The 24,925-nt window shown below is 46.3% G+C and carries 16 protein-coding genes; 7 read left to right on the top strand and 9 right to left on the bottom strand.

The features are described from left to right. Positions 1-5 precede the first annotated feature (5 nt). The 6 genes from QUB61_RS22275 to QUB61_RS22250 all read right to left on the bottom strand — a co-directional run bounded on the left by QUB61_RS22275 (position 6) and on the right by QUB61_RS22250 (position 9,733). A complete protein-coding gene (locus QUB61_RS22275) occupies positions 6-416 on the bottom strand; it encodes a hypothetical protein (protein ID WP_333133861.1) in 411 nt (136 codons plus the stop codon). Positions 417-887: 471 nt separating this feature from the next. After that, positions 888-2,870, bottom strand: a complete 1,983-nt coding sequence (locus QUB61_RS22270) for an ABC transporter ATP-binding protein/permease (RefSeq protein ID WP_333133862.1) — start codon at positions 2,868-2,870, stop codon at positions 888-890. A 144-nt stretch (positions 2,871-3,014) separates the two neighbouring features. Then, positions 3,015-6,296, bottom strand: a complete 3,282-nt coding sequence (locus QUB61_RS22265) for a type 2 lanthipeptide synthetase LanM family protein (RefSeq protein WP_333133863.1) — start codon at positions 6,294-6,296, stop codon at positions 3,015-3,017. 89 nt (positions 6,297-6,385) lie between these two features. Next, complete coding sequence (locus tag QUB61_RS22260) at positions 6,386-7,435, bottom strand: hypothetical protein (protein ID WP_333133864.1); 1,050 nt, start codon at positions 7,433-7,435, stop codon at positions 6,386-6,388. Between the two features lie 267 nt (positions 7,436-7,702). Next, complete coding sequence (locus QUB61_RS22255) at positions 7,703-8,050, bottom strand: cinnamycin family lantibiotic (RefSeq protein ID WP_333134763.1); 348 nt, start codon at positions 8,048-8,050, stop codon at positions 7,703-7,705. 1,335 nt (positions 8,051-9,385) lie between these two features. Continuing rightward, positions 9,386-9,733, bottom strand: coding sequence for a cinnamycin family lantibiotic (locus QUB61_RS22250; protein WP_333134765.1), 348 nt, complete (start codon positions 9,731-9,733; stop codon positions 9,386-9,388). A gap of 794 nt (positions 9,734-10,527) precedes the next feature. Between QUB61_RS22250 and QUB61_RS22245 the strand changes: the two genes are divergently transcribed. The 6 genes from QUB61_RS22245 to QUB61_RS22220 all read left to right on the top strand — a co-directional run bounded on the left by QUB61_RS22245 (position 10,528) and on the right by QUB61_RS22220 (position 18,504). Then, positions 10,528-10,779, top strand: a complete 252-nt coding sequence (locus tag QUB61_RS22245; RefSeq protein ID WP_333134767.1) for a hypothetical protein — start codon at positions 10,528-10,530, stop codon at positions 10,777-10,779. Positions 10,780-11,290: 511 nt separating this feature from the next. After that, positions 11,291-11,443, top strand: coding sequence for a hypothetical protein (locus QUB61_RS22240; protein WP_333134769.1), 153 nt, complete (start codon positions 11,291-11,293; stop codon positions 11,441-11,443). A gap of 233 nt (positions 11,444-11,676) precedes the next feature. Further along, positions 11,677-13,545, top strand: coding sequence for an efflux RND transporter periplasmic adaptor subunit (locus tag QUB61_RS22235; protein ID WP_333134771.1), 1,869 nt, complete (start codon positions 11,677-11,679; stop codon positions 13,543-13,545). Between the two features lie 281 nt (positions 13,546-13,826). Beyond that, positions 13,827-15,044 (top strand): ABC transporter permease, encoded by a 1,218-nt coding sequence (locus QUB61_RS22230; RefSeq protein ID WP_333134773.1) that lies wholly within the window; start codon positions 13,827-13,829, stop codon positions 15,042-15,044. A gap of 131 nt (positions 15,045-15,175) precedes the next feature. Continuing rightward, positions 15,176-16,396, top strand: a complete 1,221-nt coding sequence (locus QUB61_RS22225) for an ABC transporter permease (protein ID WP_333134775.1) — start codon at positions 15,176-15,178, stop codon at positions 16,394-16,396. A gap of 380 nt (positions 16,397-16,776) precedes the next feature. Further along, the gene (locus QUB61_RS22220; RefSeq protein WP_333134777.1) at positions 16,777-18,504 is read left to right on the top strand and encodes a chemotaxis protein CheB; all 1,728 of its coding nucleotides are present in this window, start codon (positions 16,777-16,779) and stop codon (positions 18,502-18,504) included. A 113-nt stretch (positions 18,505-18,617) separates the two neighbouring features. On the opposite strand, the gene QUB61_RS22215 is transcribed toward QUB61_RS22220, so the two are convergent. Beyond that, positions 18,618-21,722, bottom strand: a complete 3,105-nt coding sequence (locus QUB61_RS22215; RefSeq protein ID WP_333134779.1) for a glycerol-3-phosphate acyltransferase — start codon at positions 21,720-21,722, stop codon at positions 18,618-18,620. 211 nt (positions 21,723-21,933) lie between these two features. Here QUB61_RS22215 and psb35 point away from each other — a divergent pair, with 211 nt between their 5' ends. Continuing rightward, positions 21,934-22,146 (top strand): photosystem II assembly protein Psb35, encoded by a 213-nt coding sequence (gene psb35 / locus QUB61_RS22210; protein ID WP_333134781.1) that lies wholly within the window; start codon positions 21,934-21,936, stop codon positions 22,144-22,146. Between the two features lie 1,502 nt (positions 22,147-23,648). Here psb35 and QUB61_RS22205 read toward each other — a convergent pair. Together QUB61_RS22205 and QUB61_RS22200 are read right to left on the bottom strand one after the other, a co-directional pair. Next, positions 23,649-24,002, bottom strand: coding sequence for a slr1659 superfamily regulator (locus QUB61_RS22205; protein ID WP_333134475.1), 354 nt, complete (start codon positions 24,000-24,002; stop codon positions 23,649-23,651). Between the two features lie 55 nt (positions 24,003-24,057). Then, positions 24,058-24,648 carry a DUF6272 family protein gene (locus tag QUB61_RS22200; protein WP_333134477.1) on the bottom strand — a complete coding sequence of 197 codons (591 nt, stop codon included), beginning with the start codon at positions 24,646-24,648 and terminating at the stop codon, positions 24,058-24,060. Positions 24,649-24,925 lie beyond the last annotated feature (277 nt).

The following is a 24,925-nucleotide window of genomic DNA, read 5'->3' as shown; positions in this document are numbered from 1 at the left end:
GGAAATCAGACACGAAATGCTTGTTTAACATCCGGCCGCAGCAGGTAGTAAATGCTAGCAACTGCAAAACCCAGAGTTAAAAAATTGACTGCTGTACCGCCGCTGCCAAACATTTTGACAATTTGCGCCAGGGTGGCGATGATATGGACAATTAACGTTCCCGTCCAAGCCCAATTTTTGAGTTGGAACAAACCCCAAGTTAAGAGTAAGGATAGGAAACCTAAGATGAAACTTATCGCAGCAAAAATTCCTATAAATCCGCCGATTGCAGCCCCAACTTTTGCCCCGCCGAAAGCCGCACCGAGACCGCCAAAAATGCCTGCAAAAAGTAAGATGAACAAGCCGTCAAGCAGACTGAAAATGCCGCTAATTAGCTGCAAGATTGCCAGAACTGTAACGCTTTGAGGACGATTCATTGTTTTGATTTTCCATTTTTAACGGATTTGAAAAATATTTTAACCTGTTGTGGGCACAGGGCGGATATGTATTCAGGATTTACGCACCGCTACCCGTGAAACCGGGTTTCGGCGCGGATTATTCGCGGAGAAACCTGTTATTTCTGGCAGCAGCCGGGTTTATGAGAGTAAGCATCTTCAGGACTGACGCAGGCACTCTATATGTAGCGTGCCAGTGTTTAAGCGATCGCTCTCGATCGCTCTGTGGCCCAAAAGTTGTTCGGGATGGAATGAGAACAGAATTTAAAGCAGGCTCAAGTTAAATATCGATCGCAACCCGAGTGCATTCCTAGTTCCAGGAAGGACGATCGTACCGCTTTTAATCTTATAACGATCGCCCATTCCTATTTAACGGGCGATCGTAACTTTTGTCACGCTATATATAGCGTGACTGCGTCCAGGACTGTCTATCTAAGTTGTCATGCACGAGTCTTAGGCAAACGAACTGGCATCGGCGCAGTACTCTTGAGTTGACGTGAGCTGCCAACTGGAATCCCCAAATAGTTCCAGAACCCGTTGATGATACTTCAACAAGCTCGATCGGTGACCGACGCTAATAAATGTTGTTTTAGTCTCTTGTAACTGCTGATAGAGAGCTTCTTCGTTTGCCAGATCCAACGCGCTTGTAGCTTCATCCAAGATGGCGTAGCGGGGGCACACAAGTAGCAGTCGTGCAAAAGCGATGCGCTGTTGTTCTCCTAATGACAAAACCTCGTCCCAGTTGAGTTCTACATCCAAACCGCCGACTCTTTCGGGTAGGTCTTCCAGATTGACTTGTTCCAAAACCTGATAAAGTTCCTCGTCTGTGAGTTCACCAGTCCTGTTGGGGTATAGTAGCTGGTCACGCAGGGAACCCAAAATCATGTAAGGGCGCTGGGGCAAAAACATCATTTCTTCTAGATTTGGTCGCACTACGCGACCTGAGCCAGTTTTCCACAAACCTGCGAGTGCCCGTAGCAGAGAACTTTTGCCACAGCCACTAGAACCCACAATCAGCAGTCCTTTACCGGCTTCAATTGAGACTGACAAGTTTTTGACTAATATCCGTTCATCGTTTGGGGTTTGTAAGGTGATGTCTTCGAGGGCTAGATGAAAATCTTCGACTGTATCAATTGTTTGGGCGTTTTGGTTTACGCTGCTTTCAGAGCGATGTCCTGGCTTTAACGCTTCCAAGGCTTCTGCAAAGCTGGATAAGCGATGAATCTCAGCGGCAAAGGCACTCAGGGATTCAAACTGTCTCACTATCATCGACAGGCTACTTAAAACCATATTGAAGGCAATACCCGCTTGGGTAATTGCGCCCAACTCAATTTTACCTTTGAAAAACAAAGGGGTTACTACTAAGTAAGGTAAGATGAGAACAAAATAGTTATATCCTTGTGTAAAAAAATCCAGATTCCGCTGACATCTAATCAGTAGATTAAAGTTCTGGAGTAGCGCAGAAAGTCGCTGTCTTACAAGGCTTGATTCCCTATCTCCTCCCCGAAAAAAGGCAATCGATTCAGCATGAGTGCGGACATGAACTAAGCCATAGCGGAAGTCTGCCTTTCGCTGGCTTTGAGTGAAGTTGAGCCCGATCAGTCGTTTGCCTAAGAAAACTGTTGCGACATTGCCAAACATAGAGTATAGCAACAAAACAGCGACCAGCGCTTTAGAAATAGACCAAAGAACTCCAATAAACGCAATTAGATTAAGGGCTTGAGTGAAAATACCTAACAAAATTTCCACACTACTTAGGACAAATGACTCAACCTCTTCCGAGATGCGCTGATCTGGATTGTCAATATCAAGGTTGGAGCCGATTTTATAATAAGCCCGATTGTGGAAATACTTATTCAGAAAATAATTGGTTAGCCACCCATACCAGTGGACTCCGAGTTTCTTTGTGAGGTAGCGGTAGAAGACGACAATTGGTGTAGTGACGGCAAACACACTGCCGTATAAAAATAACAGACGAAAAGTGCCTTTAACATCTTTTTTAGCAAAGGCAGTTATAATGTCTCTACCTACATAACTGCTGATTACCTCCAAAGCAATGGATGATAGCAACAACAATAGTAATACAGCTAACAAACTCCAGGGTCGCCTATGGTTTCTCCAGGGGATTTTGTAGTATAAAAAGCCGATAATTGGAGTGAAGAAACAAAACACAACCCCATAAATTGCTGGAGAATTGATAATATCAGCTATTGATTCAGCAAAGCCTGGGGCAATACTGGTATAGAGTTGCGGAAAATAACGCTGACACACTAAGCTGACTGTGCTGACAATAATAAAGAAAGTAGTGAAGATGAATAGCAGTAGCAGCAGTAACAACCCAAGAAATGTTCGTCCTCCTCCTTGCTCGACAGGATACCAGTAAGGTTGGATAAGCCCTACAAATCGCTTCCATAACTGACGGTCAAATCTATTCATGTTGCGCTCGAATACATTAATTGATAGGCTGGCTAGTTAGGCTCTATAGCAATCCTTGCAGGAGTCGTAAATTTTTTACCCCACCCCAACCCTCCCCGAACTCGCGGTCCGGGAGTAAGAAGTTCACAAATGATGCGAGGATTGCTATATGTTTGCCATATCCTTAGCTAGCTCGGTTGAGTTGATTGATTTCGCTAGTAGCGGCGGCTCGAGTAGCAGTGGTGAAGGAACTCGCTCCGGATAGGCTAAACGCAAAAAGTGCATCCCAATGCCTGCCAACCCGGTCATCAGGTCGGGCAACACATCGCTACCACCTGCACCGCAGGTCCAACGTCGGGCCTTCTCAAACTTGCGCCACTGTGTTGTCGCCTGTACATTAGCTTCCATCTGCATATAAGGCTCGTTTACGAGCTTAGCAAATCTCAATAATAGCTCCGCACTACCTGCTTTGCCGTGGCACAGGGAATCATTTTCCAGCCTTTGAAAATTACGAAGCATTGCGTCTAACGCCGTGTAAGCTTCACGCAAGATATCCTCGTCCGTTCCGCCTAAAGCCGCCCAACTATCAATGCGACTCAAGCCAATCCCCGCCGCGCCACTACACCAAAAATGAGCAAACTTTGGCCCTGAAGCTTGTTTCGTCATCACTGATGTCCGCAAGTCATACCAATTGCGCTCCACTGCATCAAATTGAGTTGCTTCATAGGCAAAAGCCTGACGACCAGCTGTAATGTACGCCGGGTTGTTGGTGTGGCAGCCGAGCTGAATTAGCGCCCAGCCGATGCCGCTTGCGCCGTGGGAAAAGCCAGTTAGATTGCCTCGCCCTACCTCGGGGTTACAGGGCCACGAGAGCGTCTCGTCCAGGCGAATCGCCTGCTGCAGTAAGTGTTCGGCGCACATATTCGCGCAAGTCATGCCCTTACCGGACGTTGCCTGTGCTAGACCGAGCATGACGGGAATTACGCCCGCAGCGCCGTGCATGATATCGTAGTAATCATCTTGACTAATGCGTGGTGTAATCTCAGCACATAATTCACTCGCCTGCTCCAGCAGAGCTGGTTTGCCCCACAACTTGGCGAGGTGTGTCAACAGATAAATCAGACCTGCCGTGCCCTGGAAAGCCCCGATCATTGTCGTATCGCGTTGTTCGATAGCATGGACAAGCGCCCGCTCTGCCGTTTGGCGAAATTCTGCCTTCGGTTGAATTGCGTCCAGGTAAGCGAAAAACAGACAGATTCCGGCTGAGCCACTGTAGAGCGAACTATTAATATCGACCAAACGTTTACCAGTAGGCGTGTAATCTATCGTTTGCCAAGGAGCCGACTTAGAGGGCTTTTGGAGTAGCGAACACAATTGCATCCCAATTTGCTGAGCATAATCAACCGCTGAAGCAACAAAGTGTGGGCTGTTAATTTCGCCGCTGCACAAGCTAGCATAAATATACTGGTTCTGTCGGATTTGGCTGTCAGGGGATAACCGCTTAATGCGATCGACTGCATTATTCAACGGCGAAATCGACAGAGAATCGGACAACTGCAGCTGGTAGTTATAAATCAGGTCCTTGCTATCGGCCTTTGCAGCAAAGATGGGAATATCTAACTGCCACAAAGCCTTTAATTCAAGTTCAGCTAGCTTGCCGGTATCATCCCACATGCGCGGATGTTCAATTAAAGTGTGGAAAACCAAATCGACTTCCAGCGGCTCCGCTAAGCATTTAGGATGTTGCGCCGCATCAAGTAAGTGAGCATAAACCTGCGTGGCTCGATTCACAAAGCGCACTGAGGAAGGTGCGAACAACTCTTCGATCAGCTTTATTGCTTGCGTAGGGTTTTGTTGCACCCAGTCGTAAACCTTGTTAAACCCGTCCACAATGCATTGTTGATAATCGTGCGGACGTACCAACTGACCGTTGTAATAGATGCGATTCGTAGCTTCTACCTCAACGCGGACACCAATTTTGCGTTCAACTGCCAGCGATAATGACACGCGGTTGTTAATTTGGGGTACAGCAAAGGGTGTCTCGTAAGATTCTCCACCACTATAGGCGCCTAGCCTTATCCGCTTGCTAGCATCGGGTGTATTATTGGCGCGCGGCCAATCCAGCATACCAGTTCTAAACACTGAATCAGACAGTGAATCGGAAATTTTTTCCAGGCGACGCGGTAGCACTTCCAAGACAGTTTCGCAGTCGCAGATGAAGGCGTTGCAGTTGGAGACGAGAATGTTTTCAAAATGAAGATCGCTGCCGCCTAAGATATGAAAGATTGCTAAATAACCGCCTAGCTGATTGTAAAATTTATCGACAACTTCTTTGCTTTGGGTATGATTTTGTACGGGGAGAAACTCCGCATAACCATAGCTATCTTTACAAAGCACTCGATAAGCCGCAAACTCGATGGCTTCAGCCTTGGTCAACGTTTCGAGTAAACCTTGCAATGCAGCTTCAGATTTTATACAGCGGGGTTTGTAAACAATAGTTCCTTGGTGCGAGTTCGCTAACTCTAGCTCGACCATGACCACGCTATGACCGCCAGCATGAGAGTCAGACTGACCTAAGTTGAAAGATTTGATTTGCTTCAGGGGTACCCCCCCAAAAAAGGTGGCGCTGATTTCAGCGCGATCGCTCGTCAAACGCTGTATCAGTTCTTCACCAATTTTACTTAAAAAATTGGTAACTTGAGCTAACCAACGCCCGAGTACGGGAAACTTGCAATAAAAGCGGTGATAACTCTGCTCGTTATTAAAGGTCTGTTCAAAGTAATTTACATAAGCCTGAGCATCGGATGATGGGGCGAGCTTGTTTTGGTGACAGTAAAGCTTTATATCAGCCTCGATCGCATGAGCTAGCAATCTTTCAAAGCGATTTAGCAGTTCAAGCTGAATATTAGCGATAACTTGCTGATTAATGCTGTAATCAGCGGTAGCCTGATTAACTTCAGCGCAGATGGGTTGCAGTGTTTGTTGCAGCCAACGCAGAAATGGTTCGCAAACTTTGCCAAAGCGTCTGTAGTAAATATCGCCCTCATACCACCAGCTGCCGGCAAAATCAGCCTGCGGTAAATCCAGCTTTGCCAGTGCGGCTTGGTACAGGTTCAACCATGTAGCATGAGGTTGCATAAACTGTACCCGATCCGACTCAGACAAGTTGGTCAGATTTTGTTCGTACAACTTGTAATCAGCTAGCAGTTGTTGCAAGTTGTCCTTTGTAGGTATAATGCTTGCCAATTGCTCATAAATCTGCTGCTTGACTTGTGTTGCGGCTAACTTGCCAGCCAATTTGTTCAGCGTCCAAGTATCGAGCGGGCTGAGCTGCCCAGTACAAGCCAGCAAGGCGTTGCCCTCAGCCAATTGTTTAGTGATTGAGAGGCGCTCAGATAGGTTGCTTGCGCGGCAAGCAAAGCCAGCGAGGGTAAGATTATCAAGCATGGTTAAAGATCCAAAAATTCAAATTACTTTGCAGCAACTAAGGGTTTAGACTGACAGTACTTTGGGTTTCGCTAATTGACTGAATTAATCTAATCATGCCATAACCCTAGATATCCTTTTGCCTCCAAGGGAATACCCGGTTGGTAAACAATTTTGGTAGAGATTGTGAACCTACTAAAGATATTTACCCCTGGATGCTTCTCACTTTTGTGTGCCCCCACTAAGCTACCAACTGAAGTTGCAGCATTCTGGATTCTGTCCCATATTTTTTTTCCAAATAAAAATACTCGTTTTAACGCTTTCTGTTCATATCCTAGCCATCCGAGGAGAGCGTTTCTCTTCGCTGGAGTACACAGCCCAGTTGTGACGAGATGATCCAAAAATAACTGCCACCGAGATCCAGGTTCTGGCAGTTCTGTGACATAACATTCCAGTCCAATCCTAGGAAATACGGTATCACCAACATCGAAGCTCAGGAGGATATTATCCACAAGACCGGATATGTTTGAAATAACCTCTTCCAGTTCATTAACTGAACCGCTCCAACCAATATGTGCTAAATATGCTGAGAATTGAGCTGGAGGAATCCCGCTTATAATCAGCCTCACTGCATCAGATTGGCGAGACAGCATTGCACCAATAAGAATAATTTTAGCGTCAGCAGGTAAAGCCTCAAAACACAGATGAAGATTCGACTCAAGGTGCGAGGAAATTGGATGAGCGAGCAACTTTAGAGTCATTTCTCGCAGCGATTGAAAATCACAGGCAGGTTCCTGATTCAAATGCAGAAAGATGCAGGGAATTGGCACGTTTGATGGCTGCCCATCCACATCGAACTCCAGCCAGATTGTATTTACCCTTTGGTGCAGCGAAGATTTGGCATCAGCCAAATCCTGGGATAAATTCTGACAGCGTCTCCATACAGGATGAATCAGGATAGTGTCTGGCAGGTTAATTGCAGAGTTTGGTAGAGGAACAGATAAATCCAACTGGGATGCACTTGCACCTAAACGACATTCCAAAAGCGCGTTTGAGAGGGGTGGTAGGATTTGGGCTAATGTGTAAATGTGGGACAAAGCTTCGGTTGAAACCAAGTCAGCTGAAAGTCGGGGGGCCACAACTTTCAGCTGATCTTTCATAGAGTAGTTCATCAATTTCCCTCCTTTGTTGTGATGACTCGCCAGCCTCGAATATTCGAGGCTGGCGAGTCATTTCCTTGCATCCAGATCCCACCATTGATAGCGATCGACTAAGTCAGTGCAGCACCTATCAAGACTCATCAAAACAAGAGGGGTTTTGTGGCATTAACTTGTGCTGATTAACGTGATTAGCCAGCCCGGGGATAATCGAGCAGACTAGGGATATAGGTTAATTAGTCTGCCGAGTGCCCGTGGGCAGCTAAATTACTACAACGTATTTCCGTCACAACGTATTGTGTAGCCCGTGGTGCAGGTATTTTTGCAGTTGGGGCTACCGATTGACTCCCCGTCGCACTTTAGTGTGAAGCCCGAGATACAAGTGCTTGAACACGCAGCAAAGTCCGCAGCCTCGTTGACCAACTCCATAAACAACATATCCTGCGGCGCCACCGGCTTGGGCAGCACAAGATTTTCAGTCTCCACTAGGAGGCCAAATGCTTCGGGATTGTTCAAAAGCTCAGTGCGGAACTCAATATCAATTACTGAACGCTGCAACAACTGTTCGAGAGTATCAACAACTGAGTTCTCGACAGTGTTATTAGTTGTAGTAGCCATATATTACCTCCAAGATTCTTCTGAATCAAAATTGTTAACGATTTAACCTGAGGGGGTGACAGCCCTGTCAAAATCCCTGCAATAAAGTACTTTGAGACGGTTTATGGTAAAAACAGATGGGCCGATTATTTTTAATATTCCCATCCCCTTTAAAATCACTCCTTTATTTTAGTAACACTGTTTGGAAAGTCTAATCAAAAAACAGAATTGTTAACAAAACTTACCCAAACAGGCTATATATATTGGAGTGTAGATTAAGCAGGTCAAAAAGTGCGATCGCTGCTCAACAGATTAATGTTTAATATACCATAACGGCAACGATCCCTGGTATCTATCTAATGGTAGAACATCAGAGCTGGTCGCCAGCTACTGTTGCGTTCTCTTTGAAGTTGCGACTGACCTCTATCAGTCAGAGGGAACATTAACACTCAGGCGTGAGGAGATAGCAATACTTGAGCAAGGTTTTACCCCAAGCGCGAGACCGACATAGAAATAAAGTAAAAAAAAACTTTCTGCGATCGTTAAGGACACACAGCATCAGGGTAGAAAATTGAGAATTCACCAAAAATCTCAAATTTACCTGCAATCTCTGTTTGAAAAATTACAGCAATCGAGTCAACAAGCTTATCAATGCGATTGCCTACCATGCTAAAGATGGCATCAAAGAACGGGCTTCGGTGGTGATGAGAACCAGCCACATTTAATGTTTACCAGATGAGGCGCGCTCATCCCTTATTTCGGCGTGAGTGGCCAAGGGTCTATGAAGCGCTACAAGATTGTAGGCCAGAGGCTTGAACAATTGATGCAACTATACATCGAACAGATGTCACCAGTGGAACGCGAGCCTATTAGCGGATGAATCAAGATACTGTCTGGCAGGTTAGTTGCAGAGTTTGGTAGAGGAACTGATAAATCCAACCGGGATGCACTTGCACCTAAACGACATTCCAAAAGCGCGTTTGAGAGGGGTGGTAGGATTTGGGCTAAGGTGTAAATGTGGGACAAAGCTTCGGTTGAAACCAAGTCTGCTGAAAGTCGGGGGGCAACAACTTTCAGCTGATCTTTCAGAGAGTAGTTCATCAATTTCCCTCCTTTGTTGTGATGACTCGCCAGCCTCGAGTATTCGAGGCTGGCGAGTCATTTCCTTGCATCCAGATCCCACCCTTAATACCACTCAACTAAGTCAGTGCAGCACCTATCAAGACTCATCAAAACAAGAGGGGTTTTGTGGTATTAACTTGTGCTGATTAACGTGATTAGCCAGCCCGGGGATAATCGAGCAGACTAGTGATATAGGTTAATTAGTCTGCCGACTGCGCGTGGGCAGCTGAATTACTACAACGTAGTTCCGTCACAACGTATTGAGAGGCCCGAGATACAAGTGCCTTTGCACCCGGGGCCACCGACTGACTCCCCATCGCACCTTATTGTGTAGCCCGAGATGCAAGTGTTTGAACACGCACCAAAGTCTGCAGCCTCGTTGACCAACTCAATAAACAACATATCCTGCGGCGCCACCTGCTTGGGCAGCACAAGATTTTCAGTATCCACTCGGAGGCCAAATGCTTCGGGATTGTTCAAAAGCTCAGTGCGGAACTCAATATCAATTACTGAACGCTGCAACAACTGTTCGAGAGTATCAACAACTGAGTTCTCGACAGTGTTATTAGTTGTAGTAGCCATATATTACCTCCAAGATTCTTCTGAATCACAATTGTTAACGATTTAACCTGAGGGGGTGACAGCCCTGTCAAAATCCCTGCAATAAATTACTTTGAGACGGTTTATGGTAATAACAGATGGGGCAATTATTGTTAATATTCCCATGCCCTTCAAAATCACTGCTTTATTTTAGTAACACTGTTTGGAAAGTCTAATCAAAAAACAGAATTGTTAACAAAACTTACCCAAACAGGCTATATATTGGAGTGTAGATTAAGCAGGTCAAAAAGTGCGATAATTAATGTTTAATGTACCATAACGGCAACGATCCCTGGTATCTATCTAATGGTAGAACATCAGAGCTTGTCGCCAGCTAATGTTGCGTTCTCTTTGAAGTTGCGACTGACCTCTATCAGTCAGAGGGAACATTAACACTCAGGCGTGAGGAGACAGCAATACTTGAGCAAGGTTTTACCCCAAGCGCGAGACCGACATAGAAATAAAGTAAAAAAAAACTTTCTGCGATCGTTAAGGGCACACAGCATCAGGGTAGAAAATTGAGAATTCACCAAAAATCTCAAATCTACCTGCAATCTCTGTTTTAACAATTACAGGAATAGATTCAACAAGCTTATCAATGCGATTGTCAAGCTAAAGATGCCACCTGTGAACGGACAGATCCGATCGCTGGTATCTGTCTAATGGTAGAACCTCATAGCTTGTCGCCAGCTAATGTTGCGTTCTCTTTAAAGTTGCGACTGACCTCTATCAGTCAGAGGGAATATTAACACTCAGGCGTGAGGAGACAGCGATAGTTGAGCAAGGTTTTACCTGAAGCGCTAGACAGACATAGAAATAAAGTAAAAAAAAACTTTCTGCGATCGTTAAGGGCACACAGCAGCAGGGTAGAAAATTTAGAATTCACCAAAAATCTCAAATTTACCTGCAATCTCTGTTTGAACATTTACAGGAATCGAGTCAACAAGCTTATCAATGCGATTGTCTACCATGCTAAAGATGCCACCAAACAACTGGCTTCGGTGGTGATGAGAACCAGCCACATCTAATGTTTACCAGATGAGGCGCGCTCATCCCTTATTTCGGCGTGAGTGGCCAAGGGTCTATGAAGCGCTACAAGATTGTAGGCCAGAGGCTTGAACAATTGATGCAACTATACATCGAACAGATGTCACCAGTGGAACGCGAGCCTATTAGCGGATGAATCAAGATACTGTCTGGCAGGTTAGTTGCAGAGTTTGGTAGAGGAACTGATAAATCCAACCGGGATGCACTTGCACCTAAACGACATTCCAAAAGCGCGTTTGAGAGGGGTAGTAGGATTTGGGCTGTGGAAAAAACAGTAGACAAATTAAAGCAGGAATTACTGTCAGACTACCTCAAACTTGAACTGAAAGACCAAACTATACGTTGCGTACTTGTTTAACAGGAAAGGAGGGCGATCGCGCATAGCAGTTCAATTTTTAATCTTATAACGATCGCCCATTCCTATTTAACGGGCGATCGTAACTTTTGTCACGCTATATATAGCGTGACTGCGTAAGTCCCGATCTTAATATTGTGTCGTTACGAGCGATTCACTGGCAGATCCCGCTGCGATCGCTAACACGAGTCCGCAATGACCTAGTGACGGTCGATCGCCCGCTGCCCGATCGGCTTTTCTTGCTGGTGAGGATCGCGCTCCTAGATCCCAAAAATTATATTTTGTGCTAAAATAATATTTTTTTTTGCAGCAGCCGGAAGCGATTCTGTTTGATCCCACCTCTTTAGGCTGAAAAAACTTAACATTATTTAATAAGTTGCAACGATTAGCTATAATTGTTTACAGGTGCTGGTTGGGGAACTTTTTTAAAATCACCCAATCGGATGAGTCTCAAAGACGATGCCAAGCATCAGCAAAAATTTTACCTTAAAGGTAATCCTGAGATTAAAGTAGGTGAGTCGGTATGATCGTTAGCCCTAAAAAGGAAACTGCTCAGGTCAAGGTGGAAGATACTCAGACTGTAGACACCAAGGCCGCAGAGACCAAAATTGCAGATAACAAAACCGCCCAAAAGCAGTCTCCGAAGAAACCCGCGCGCAAACCGCAGCGGTGGGCGGTTGGGTTGGTTGCAGCCGGGTTGCTAGCTGTACCGACCACCATATATATAGCAAAAAGTCGATCGCAGCCGAAAGTAGATGCGATCGCCAGTATGACAGTGCCGGTGGAAGCGCAAAACCTCACGGTGCGGATCACGTCCAGCGGCACGGTGCAGCCGGTACAGCGGGTGAATCTCAGCCCTAAAGGCTCCGGGCGCATAGCAGAATTATTGGTCGAACAGGGCGATCGAGTCGAAGCAGGACAAATCGTGGCCCGCATGGAAAGCCGCGATGTAGAAGCTCAACTCGCTCAAGCTAAAGCCCGCGAAGCCAGCGTGCGAGCCAAACTTGCCCAAATCGAAGCCGGGAATCGATCGGAAGACATCGCCAGCGCCCGAGCGCGCTTAGAGCAAGTCGAGGCCAGTCTCGCGCAAGTCCAAGCCGGCAGCCGCGTTGAAGAAGTGGCAGGAGCCAGAGCCCGCTTGCAGCAAACTCAAGCAGGCTTGCAGCGACTGCGAGCCGGCAGCCGCGTTGAAGAAGTTGCAGGAGCCAGAGCTCGTTTAGCCCAAGCTCAAGCTCGTTTAGCAGATGCTCAAACCGGCAGTGTCAAACAAGAAATTGCCCAAGCACAAACGCAAATTGACTCGAGTAAAGCCGAAGCCGAACTAACCGCTCAACGGGTGCAACGCAATCGACCGTTAGTGGAAGAAGGTGCTCTTGCTAAAGATAAACTGGATGAACTGATCAAAGAAAATCGCACTGCCCAAGCTAAATTAATAGAATCCCAAAAACGCCTGCAACAACTGCAAGAAAGTCGGGAGTCGCAAATTCAGCAACTGCAAGCTGCTGTGCAAGTCGAGCAGCAAGCGTTGAAGCAATTGCAAAACGGCACGCGCTGGGAAGAAATTGCCCAAGCCGAAGCAGAAGTTGCCGAAGCAAAAAGCAACTTAGCGCAAGTAGAAAACGGCAACCGTCCAGAAGAAATCGCCAAAGCCGAAGCAGCAGTTGCTGAAGCAAAAAGCCAATTGGCAGCACAAGAAAACGGTTCTCGCCCGGAAGAAATAGCTCAAGCTCAAGCTGAATTAGCCGAAGCTCAAGCTCAAGTCCGCTTTCAAGAAGTGCAGTTAGAAGATACGAAAGTTCGCGCTCCATTTGCTGGAATTATTACCCAAAGATACGCGATTCAAGGAGCTTTTGTAACTCCGGCAACTTCGGCATCGGAAGCAACTTCGGCAACTTCGACATCGATTGTTGCTCTAGCTAGAGAGGTGGAAGTTTTGGCGAAAGTCCCGGAGGCAGATATCAGTCAAATTAAACCGGGTCAAGTCGTTGAAATAGTGGCTGACGCTTATCCAGATAAAGTGTTTAAAGGCGGCGTTAAGTTAATTGCGCCGGAAGCAGTTAAGGAACGGGACGTGACCCTATTTCAAGTGCGCGTAGCGCTAGATACTGGCAAGGATGTATTGCAATCGGGAATGAACGTAGATTTGAGATTTGTTGGTCAAAAGCTGAGCAATGCTTTAGTTGTGCCGACGGTGGCAATTGTGACTAATAAAGGTCAAACGGGTGTGCTGGTTCCTGATGAAAAACAACAGCCGAATTTTAAGCCTGTTACGGTTGGCTCGACTATTGGCAACAAGATTCAGATTTTAGAGGGTGTAAAAGCGGGCGATCGCGTTTTTACCGAACTTCCTCAAGGTAAAAAATTAGAGGATATTATCAAGAATCAAAAGTAGGGCATGGGGAATAGGGCATGGGGCATTATTTCTCTCGATCGCTCTAGGGTGTTTTCTTTCCCCGGAGATCCCCCCTAACCCCCCTTCTTAAGGGGGGGACAAGAGCAGTCAAAGTCCCCCTTAACAAGGGGAGGACAAGAGTATTCTTGCGTCCCCCTTATTAAGGGGGATTTAGGGGGAGCGAGACTCGGCTACAAGCGAGATTTATTATGGGTTTAAATATTAAGTTGACACCAATAATCCCAATCCAAAATCCAAAATCTAAAATCTAAAATCGAATTATGGATATTGTTGAAAGCGTCAAAATGGCTGTCACAACTTTAATGGCAAACAAGCTTCGCAGCAGCTTGACGATGTTAGGAATTATCATCGGCAATGCTTCGGTAATTTCTATGATCGGTATCGGCGAAGGAGCTCAAACATTTGTCGAGGGACAAGTTAACTCTCTGGGTTCAAACGTGCTATTTGTGACTCCCGGAAGTCCTGAAGCGCAAAGCCGCCCGGTGATTCCGCCCCAGAATTTAGTAATGGAAGATGCAGAGGCGATCGCATCTCAAGTTCCTTCTGTCCAAGCAGTAGCACCAACTCTCAATGATAGTCAACTCGTTACTTACCGCAATAAAAACGTTTCGTCTTCCATTATGGGAACTACTCCCGAATTTCTGACAGTCAGAAGCTTTGATGTTGCTCAAGGTCGATTTTTAAGCAAATTAGATTTAGAAAGACAAGAAAATGTAGTAGCTTTAGGTTCGGAAGCAGCAGAACAATTGTTTGGCAAGACACTGCCAATTGGTCAATATATTCGCATCAAAAACTCGACGTTTCAAGTAATAGGAGTAATGCAGACGAAAGGCTCTAGTTTTGGCGACAATCAAGATATGAATATTTATTTGCCACTGACAACAATGGCAAATCTGATCGTAGGTCGCACGTCTCCCTACGGTACAAAAGTAACATTTATTTCGGTTTCCATTAAAGATGAAACTATGATGCAAGCTGCCCAATTTCAAATAGAAAATCTGCTCAGGTTGCGTCACAAAATTACTAAGGAAGATGATTTTACTGTTCGCAACCAGAAAGATTTAATGAATACTTTGGGCAGCATTACTGGTGCTTTGACGTTGATGTTGGCTTTCGTGGCGGCAATTTCGCTGTTTGTCGGCGGCATCGGGATTATGAATATCATGCTGGTTTCTGTTACCGAACGCACCAAGGAAATTGGGCTGAGAAAGGCGATCGGAGCTTCTGAGCAAGATATTCTACTTCAGTTTATTATCGAGTCTGTGATTTTGTCAGCGGCAGGCGGGGCGATCGGCACTGGATTCGGTATCGGCGGCGTGATTTTAGTAGCTGCTTTTACTCCCCTGCAAGCTAGCGTTTCCCCAGTGGCGATCGCACTTGCAGTCGGTGTTTCGGGCAGCATCGGCTTATTCTTCGGCATTGTACCCGCAAAACAAGCGGCTAAACTAGACCCGATCGTTGCATTGAGAAGTGCTTAAGAAGTCATTAGTCATTAGTTATTAGTCATTAGTCATTAATCATTGGTTATTTGTTGGTTTCAATTATCAATTCTCGATGCCCTCTTTGGCCGATGCCCAATTCCCAATTCCCAATTCCCAATTCCCAAACTATGAATTTTATTGAAAGCGTCAAAATGGCCGGCCAAACCCTGCTAGCCAACAAAATTCGCAGCAGTTTAACAATGATCGGGATGATTGTCGGCAATGCCTCAGTAATTGCAATGATTGGCATTGGAGAAGGAACTCAAAAATTTGTAGCAGGACAAGTTCAAGCCCTCGGTACAAACGTATTAATCGTGAGGCCGGGAGTTCCCAACGCTAGGCGAAGTTCTATCGGAAATGCCCCTCAAACACTGATAGTAGAAGATGCTAAGGCGATCGCAACTCAAGTCCCCTCCGTTCAAGGCGTGTCAGCCGAACTTAACAGTTCCGAAATAGTTCGCTACAGCAACAAAAATGTTTCGGCTCTAATTTTTGGCACGATTCCAGAATTTCTAGAAGTCAGAAGCTTTGAAATGGCAAAAGGGCAGTTTTTGACCGAACTCGATGTTAAGCAAAGTAACCAAGTTGTGGTTCTCGGTTCAGAATTAGCGGAGAAACTTTTTGGCAATACAAATCCCTTGGGCGAACAGGTGCGTATCCAAAATGTCAGCCTCAAAGTAATTGGAGTATTGGCACCCAAAGGGACATCTTTTGGTACGAATTACGATAACTCGGCCTCCGTGCCGATCGCCACAATGGCAAACCGCATTGTCGGGCGGAAATCTCCCTACGGTTTAGCTGTCACCTCGATGTATATTTCTATTAAAGATGAGTTGCAAATGGACGCGGCGCAATTTCAGGTAGAAAACTTGCTGAGACTGCGGCACAAAATTACTACCGAAGATGATTTTACTGTCAGAAATCAAAAAGATTTAATGGCAAGAATGGGGGCAATTTCCGGCGCTTTGACTCTTCTGTTAACTGCTGTTGCCAGCATTTCCCTATTAGTCGGCGGCATTGGGATTATGAACATTATGCTTGTGTCCGTCAGCGAACGCACTCAGGAAATCGGGCTCAGAAAGGCGATCGGCGCATCCCAACAAGATATCTTATTTCAATTTATTGTCGAAGCTGTAATTTTATCCGCTGCCGGAGGGATAGTCGGTACTTGCGTCGGTGTCGGCGGTATCTTGCTTGTAGGTAATTTCACGCCCTTGCAAGCTGGTATTTCGCCCGTGGCGATCGCCCTTGCTGTCAGCGTGTCCGGCGCAGTGGGTCTCTTCTTCGGCGTCGTCCCCGCCCGCCAAGCCGCCAAACTCGACCCGATCGCAGCTTTGAGAAGTGCTTAATAAATACAGCAGATTGCAGGTCTAAAGCTGGACTTCATAAACCTGGGATTCGCTGTATCTACTTACTCCGTTACACAATCGGCTCCTTTTAGGCTGGTAAAAATTATATCGATATAAATCTTAAAAAAAACAGTTTTTTTGTAAAAATTTAACAAAGTTGCAGTAGGTGAGGCAGTTTTAATTACTGTATTTTTACCCAGATTCAGATCGCAAAACTTCAGAAAAAGCCCGTTAAATATTAAAGATTCAATAAAGCTGTGTTGTGGCCTTTGCTTCCCAGCCAGAAAGTTTAATAATATTAAATCCGGGATAAACAGACCTAAGCATCTACAGACGTTACGAAACCTTTACAATTTAATCAAAAAATTCAATAAATAAACATGGCATCCCTCACCCCTAGTGCTAAATTTGACTATCTTGAAGGAACCACCCAAGCTGACAGATTTAACGGATTGGATGGCAACGACATAATTTATGCCAACAGCGGAGACGACTTTCTCCAAGGCGATGCAGGCAAAGACAAAATTTGCGGCGATCGAGACAACGATACGATTGTTGGCGGAGACGACGACGACATCCTCTGGGGAGGCAAAGGCCGCGACCTAATTGGTGGCGATTTCGGCAACGATATCATCTACGGGGGCGCAGGTAGCGATACCGTGACCGGGGGCACAGGGGATGATATATTTGCCATTGCTAAAGGCAGCGGCGGCGCAACTGTAGCCACAGCCGACTATATCGCCGACTTCGGCAACGGCAATGACAAAATTCGATTGCTAGACGGCCTGGCATTTGAAGACTTAAACATCCAGCAAGGCACAGACGCCAACAGCAACACCACCGTAATTCAAGACAAACTAACAGGCGAATATTTAGCAGTATTGCCAGGAGTCAACAGCAGCAGCATCAACCGATCGAACTTCACCAATCACCGATCGGGAAACCCAGTCACAGAGTGGAACACCATCTTACTCGACGCCGTGCGGACAGCCAGCAGCGCGCCTCCCCTTGCCTCCCGCAACATGGCAATGGTTCACGCAGCCATTTACGACTCTGTTAACTCTATTAGCAAAAAATACAGCCCTTACCTAGTCAGCATAGATGCACCAGCAGGGACATCACAAGAAGCAGCCACAGCAGCCGCAGCCCACCGCACCCTCGTGGGCCTCTACCCAGCGCAAGCAGGTAAATTCGACGCAGCATTGCAATCATCTCTAGCAAAAATTCCCGACGGCAAAGCCAAACAAGACGGCATCGCCCTCGGACAACAAGTTGCCGACCAAATGATCAGTTCGCGGAATACAGACGGCATCACGAAAGTAGTGGAATACACCCCCTCAACCGACCTTGGCAGTTGGGTGCCGACTCCCCCCGCCCTTGCCGCCGCGCTGGCGCCACAGTGGCCGCAGGTGACTCCTTTTGCGATGACTAGCGGTTCTCAGTTCCGCCCGCCCGGCCCGCCCGCCCTTGAGGGCGCCAAGTACGCAGAGGAAGTTAACTATGTCAAAGAAATCGGCAAAATTGACAGTCTGACGCGCACCCCAGACCAAACAGCGATCGCCAAATTCTGGGCCAACGGCGCAGGTACGTTTACCCCTCCGGGCCACTGGAACCAAATCGCCGAAGAAACAGCGACTCTCACCGGCCAATCCTTAGAAGATAGCGCCCGCTTGTTCGCCCTGCTAAATTTTGCCCTCGCCGATGCAGCTATTAGCTGCTGGGATGCTAAGTATGAGTACAACTTGTGGCGACCCATTACAGCTATTCGCCAAGCTGACACAGACAACAATCCCAACACGACAGCCGACCCCCAGTGGCTGCCACTGGTAACTACTCCGCCTTTCCCTGAGTATATGTCGGGACACAGTACCTTTAGCGGTGCAGCAGATGCAGTTATGAGTTCTGTCTTTGGTTCGGATTTTGGGTTTGGGGACAAGGGCGATCGATCTGTCAACAGTTTGCGAACCTACCAAAACTTCAGCGAAGCCGCCGACGAATCGGGGATGAGTCGCCTTTACGGAGGGATTCATTTCATGAGTGCTAACCTAGACGGTTTGAGTGCTGGTAGAAATGTGGGGAACTATGTTGTCCAGAATTTCTTAGTCTAGGAAAGGTTTTTGGTGGGGTGGGGGCGGGTTTACGAGATTGTTTGTTTTGGGCAATTATTGTTGGTGGAACCCGCCCCTACAAGATTGATGAATTTTTACATTTTTCTTTCGGCTTATTCGAGTAATTCTACAGTGCCGAGATACCCGTCTACTCGGACTTTTTGACCGTCTCGCAAGCGAGTTGTAGCTTCAGCAATATTCATAACTGCGGGAATTTTGTACTCGCGAGCAATAATTGCTCCGTGAGATAGTTGGCCGCCAACTTCAGCGATAATTGCTGTTGCTCCTAATAGCAGGGGTGCCCAACCTGCATCGGTGTACGGCACTACTGCGATCGCATTTTCTCCTAAATCTGCTGTCACGGTGCGACAAATCTTCACAAAGCCTTCGACGCAGCCGATACTTGCGGGGATTCCCTGCATGATATTAGTTTCGGATGTTGCGGGGACGATCGAGCTTTTCTGAGAATTTGGCAGCAAATTGCCGTAGACGACAGGGGGAATCGGGCGATCGCGATCGGCTAACAGGCGATCGCGCCTTTGGCTAATTGTCTCCTGAAAACAAACACTCGCGCCGCTGCGAATCCACTGCTGAATTTCCCCAAATTCCAGATAAAAAATATCCCCGCTTTCCTGAAACACCTGCATTGCCAATCCGCAAGCTTCTATCTCCAAAAAAGTCCAGCGCAGGTGAGCCAACAACCGCGCGTAAATTTCGCTAATTTCGTTTTTGACGAGCGATCGCTGCTGACATTTATTTAAGCGCCATTTCTGAGCAAAGTTCAAGGCTAATTTACCAGAAACTGGTAAATTAGCCGCAGCAGGTTTTTGAGCCAGAGTTATCAGCAATTTTTGATAAGTTTCCGGCTGTTCTCGCCAAGTAGGAACAGCGATATCCGTTCCCACTTCGCTCAAATATCCATAACTATCAAGCCACTGTGCAAATTCCGCTTGTAAAGCCGAACTTTCAGCAAATATCTGTGATAACTCCGCGACTGAAACAGTCTCGTCAAATTGCAAACTCGCAGTTTTTCGCAACTTTTGAGATAATTGCTGCAAAGCTCGGATAGAGGCAATTTCCGGAGCAGTATCATTGGCAAGCCATTCATCAGCCACGCGAAAAATTGCTTTGCGAATTGCCAGCCCGATCGGCCCTAATATATTGTAGTAAGTAATCGGTTTCAGCCACTCCTGAATTTGCTCTGCTCTCTCCAACAATTCCGACAAATATTGATAATTAGCAATTGCCCATTCCTCTTCCTCTTCCCTCTTCTCTCTTTTTACCCTCAGCGAAGTCGAAGAGTCTCCTTCCTTCTGAAGACTTTGGAGTGCGGGGATGAAAATAGAAGTGCGATCGACCTCAAAATCTGCATTGAGCGCCCTCTCCCGCTGCACCAGACGCCACAAACCAGGCAAAGAAGGCAAAATCTTCCCCAAAGGCGGCTTGCCCATCTTTTGCCCTCTGAGTAAAAATTCCAAACCCTGCTCCGGCAATCCCATCATCCGAAAAATTTCGCCCAATAAAGTCGCATTAAAATAGGCGTGAGAACCCAGCAAAGTTGCCGTTTCGTTAAAATTTAAATGGCTGGCGCGATCGCCCAAAACCACCCGAAAAATCTCTCCCCAAACCCCGCAAGTCAGCGGCCGGTTAATCGACCAAGTTAGCGGGCGAATTGCACCTGGAATCACTTCGGCTGCAATAGTGCGCGTCCAAAACGGCTGTAAATTTGTAATCGGGCGGCTTTGCAAAATCCAAACTTTTCCCCCGTCCCAACTCCACTCAATATCCTGCGGGATTCCGTGAAAAAAAGCTTCTATGGATTGCGCTTGTTGGACTAATTCTGCTATAATTACTTTGTCATTTATTGAAGATATTTCGATTTTCCTTAAAGTTTTTTCTAAAGTTTCAGGCGTACTAAAATCAATCTCCCAATGAAGCGGAGTAACTTGTCCGCCGACAATAGATTCAGCACCTCCCGGTAAAGCTTCAATAATAATCTGGGAACCGCCATCTAAAGGATTGCGGCTGAACATGACACCCGCAATGTTGCTGTCAATGTAAGGCTGAATCAATACAGCCATTTGGGTATCGGGGAGTTGTCGTTGGCGGCGGTAAGCAACAGCTTCGGAAGTCCAATAAGACTGGCGGCAGCGATTAATTGCATCCAGCAATTCTGCTTCAGTGAAAACAGGGCCAATAGTTTGATATTGTCCGGCGGCAGAACTCGTATCGCCATCTTCTCCCGCAGCCGAAGAACGCACAATCATTCGATTTGGGATTTGGGATTTTAGATTTTGGATTACAGAATTACTGATTAACAGTCGATCGGCATTTCTCTCATTCCTTCTTCCTTCTTCCTTCTTCCCTCTTCCTTCTTCCCTCTTCCTTCTTCCCTCTTCCTTCTTCCCTCTTCCTTCTTCCTTCTTCCCTCTTCCTTCTTCCTTCTTCCTGACATCCGTTACATCCGTTACATCCGTTACATAATCCGTTGCCGAACTTCCTTCTTGCTTTGAGGGCAATATAAAACCAGCAGGTACATTAAAACCGGCGCGTTTCAGTTGAGACAATTTAGCAGCTTTATCGCCGCAGATTGCAGCATCTAACGAGTCATCTAGAGAAAACAATGGTTCGGATTTAGATAAAGCCATATCATCACCCTGACTGAAATTAATTGCTGCTAGCAACAAAGCCAATCCTGCTGCTGCTAAAAATTCGGGGATTGATTGTCCCCACACCCAAACCCAGATTGGGGTGCACAGACACCCGCAACGGGAAGCAAAGAGTCTCGCCCGATCGCCCTCACCCCACCAGCGCTGTGCCAAACCCCACGCCACCAGCCCCCAAATGCCCGAGGATACAGCCACCGGCGGCGAAAATACCAAAAGACCCCAAACAGCGTTGGTCACGCCTCCACCTCGGGCGATCGCATATCTGCCCGCAACTAGAGGAATTAACAGGGCGATCGCGATCTCCGGTGCATCCGGAAACCAAAATCGCCCCGCCAAAACCGGAGTAATTCCCCTGACAATTTCCGCCAACACCGCAGCAATTCCCGCTAATTTCCCCCCGTGAATGAAAGCTGCCGACACCCCAACATTCCCCGTACCCAGCGCCCTCAAATCTCGGCCGGTAAAGACTCGCACCGCCCATCCCGTTAGCGGTAAAGCACCCAGGCTGAAACTAGCAGCCAACAGCAATGCTATTGTCCCCAACGGCATAAAATCAGCTCTCCTACTTTCAACCTCTAACCATTATGACGGCAATTCTGTCACTTTTTCTGTCTTCAGATATATCAACAAAACGGCATTAGCACTTAAGATAATGTAAAAGTAGAGTAGATAAGGATTTAGCCTAATGATAGATATCAGCTTGACCGCTCCCATGGCAGTTCTTGTTGCACCCATCAACCAAGTAACGATCGATCTGCTGATGCAGCAGCCAGTGCCGGAATCAAGTGTCAGCTTGAACATTCCCATAGCAGTTCTTGTTGCTGGCTTTATTGCCGCAACTACGATCGGCTCGATCGCCTGGTACAACTCCAAGCGCCCCCCCGGTTGGGAAGCCAAAGAACGCCCTGATTTTGTTCCGAAAGTTGACAAAGACGATTTGATTGCTGATGTTTCTGAGTCAAATAAAAAATAGAACCAAGCTGTTTGAGATCGGAAAAAGCTTTGAGAGGAAGAGGAATTACCCTTGCATATCTATCTGGTAGGGTGCGCCTCGGCGCGCCTTACGCTATGTAGAAAGGCTTTGAGTGAACAGTTTTAATTGACCGAAAGCACTAAAGTCAATAAAGGGAGCGATCGCTGGCGGGATGAGCGATCGCTCCCTTTATTGACATTGATGTAAGATATCATTTCAAACAGGCTGCAAGCTGTTAGCCCGGGATTTAAATTCCGCCACCACTGATATCGTTTCCGGTTGCATCGGAATGATAAAGTCAAGGTCAATAATCCCACATTCCCCGACTCCCGACTCCCGACTCCCGACTCCCCATCCCGAACGGTGTAACCGGAATTGATATGACTTCTAAGTGAAAAGCCTAAAAATACCGATGTTTTATTAAAAATAGAAAAAATTTGGTAAATCTCATAATTTAGAAGAAATTGGACATCCTAAGTTTAGCTGTTCTTGAAAAGCAACCGATAGATTTAATCAAAGAAATTTAGACCTTGACTACAGCTTTGGAGTCCTCCTGATATTGAGCCTCTTTGGGGAGGCTGCGTTTGAGGTATCGCACCACCTCTTCGTAAATTTTACTGCTAACGCGATGCCCCGACGCCCATTTTCTAGGTTGATGTCATCCACAAAGAAGTTCAGCTTAAACTCGATATATAGCGGTTCTCAAGCGTGGTGAGGTATGCCCTATGCCCACGGAGGCCACGGAGGCCACGGAGGTCACGGAGGCCACGGAGGCCTATGCCCATGAGTACCTCATATGAGAGCTCGAAAGGCTATAGATAGAGTCTCCATCGTGATTCATTCCAGCGATTAAAATCTGGGCTTCCTGCCATTTGCGTCGGGGTTCTTTAAATCGTTCTCGCAACCACTGTTTCAACTCCCTGACGCAATCATCTAAGCAAGTTTCCTCGCGCTGGGGAAGCGATAGTATGACTTTCAAACAGACAAACCTCAGTGACTTGCAGCCCAATCTTTTTTAGTACACCGTGGTTGCCGCTTTCTAGCCGCAGCACATCCCCAAATTCAAACGGGGTATCTACTAAGCTGTGTTGCATCTAGATTGCCTATGGTATTAGAGAGGGAGAGGGGGTGAAGGGGAGAGGGGGAGAGGATTTGACGATTTTTGATCGGGACTCGAAATATACAATTTAAATGCACAACAGCTTAGCAGCCCCAAACCGCTAAAAAAATTGGCCAGGATATCCTTGGTGGCGAAGCCCACAATCAAGCTTGCTCCTCCTAACGTCACCCAGACACCAGTCAAGTCAACTCCAAAGGAACATTGCAAAATCAGAGCAGCGCCAGTCTAGAAAATCAAAACTGGAATCACGCCTTCGAGCAATGGGATTAGGATCTTATCCCACATAATTTCTGTCTGCTGGGCATACTCTTTGAGGTTGATAGAAAGGAAAGGGAGAATGTACACCATCAGCTAGTTGCAAGTTAGGACTTTTAGGGATAGCCTACTCAATTTCCAACTTCAGCCCGGGCAACAATTTCTCTAGGTTTTTAAGAGATTTTCCTTGCCAGGGCATATCATTCGACCCCAAAACGACTAACTGAACTCCTGTCTTTTTTCGCATACTGAGAACAAATTTAGACAACATACTAATTCCCGAACTATTGACAAAGACCAAGTTTCTCAAGTCAATCGTCATTGTGTGGGGTTCAGACTCAGCCACTTCATTCAGTAAGTTTGTGATAGGAGCGTACTCTGTAGATCCAGCAAGGCTAAGTTCACCTTGGAAGTAGACGCTTACAGAGTCAGGATCGAATTGAACAATATAGTCTTCACCTTTAACTTCTTGAGTGGTCACTATCGATTCTATCCTTTCTTAATAACTTAATTTGGGTTCTGGAAAAAACTGGGAACTAGACTGGAACGAGTACCATTGTCGTGACAGCAATCATTTTAGGATCTTTTTGCACTATTTCAAATTTCCAGCCTAGCTTGGCTGAATAATCATTTATCATCGTTAAAAAACCTAAACCCGATTCTCCACTATTTTCCTCTTGTGCACTTTTTTCTATCTGTTGCACGTAGAGTTTTTCGGGATCGGAGCACAAGAGTTCCTGAATAAATTTCTGAAACTTATCAAGCCCTTCAGCACTCACACTGTTTGTAGCGAAAAGCACGGCGGTCATGTCAGCTTCTTCAATAAAGTAAATTCCAAATTTAATCTTAAAGTTTGTTCCTCGATCGTTAAATTTTATCGCATTTTCCAACAGTTCATTTGCTACATAACTAACCGCTCCTTTACTTTCTTTAATGCGTCGTTTCTGGGCTGGATCGTCCTCATCTACCGGGAGAAAGTTTGAAAAATAATCCGCCATAAAATTAGCCGATAGTCGATTACTACGCCAGCGCTTTTTAATAGGAAGTGAATTTGGGGTAAAACTTAATTCTAACGAATCCTGCGGAAGGGGAAAGCTTTCGACGAAATCTCCGAAGATTTGAGGCATGGGTAGTTAGATTCTCAGTAAGAAATTTTCTAATTTTATGACCCGCAAGGTGATTGTATCACAAATTTGTACTCACCCAGACGTTGATTTTTTCGAGGTATTGGCGAGCGCTCTAAACCAATGTGGCTGCTTGAGGCTGTGACTTTTTTTCTAGACCTAATTGGGTCCGCTTCACAACCAACAGCGTAATATCATCAAACACTTTTTGAGTGCCGATATGTCCCCGTAAATCGTCAATCACCGCTTGCTTAATTTCTGGTGCCGATAAATGCCAGTT

Origin of the sequence: Microcoleus sp. C2D2, assembly GCF_036702495.1 — a bacterium.
GTDB lineage: Bacteria > Cyanobacteriota > Cyanobacteriia > Cyanobacteriales > Microcoleaceae > Microcoleus.
Note: the sequence above shows the minus strand (reverse complement) of the source record. Positions and strands in the feature narration are given on the sequence as shown.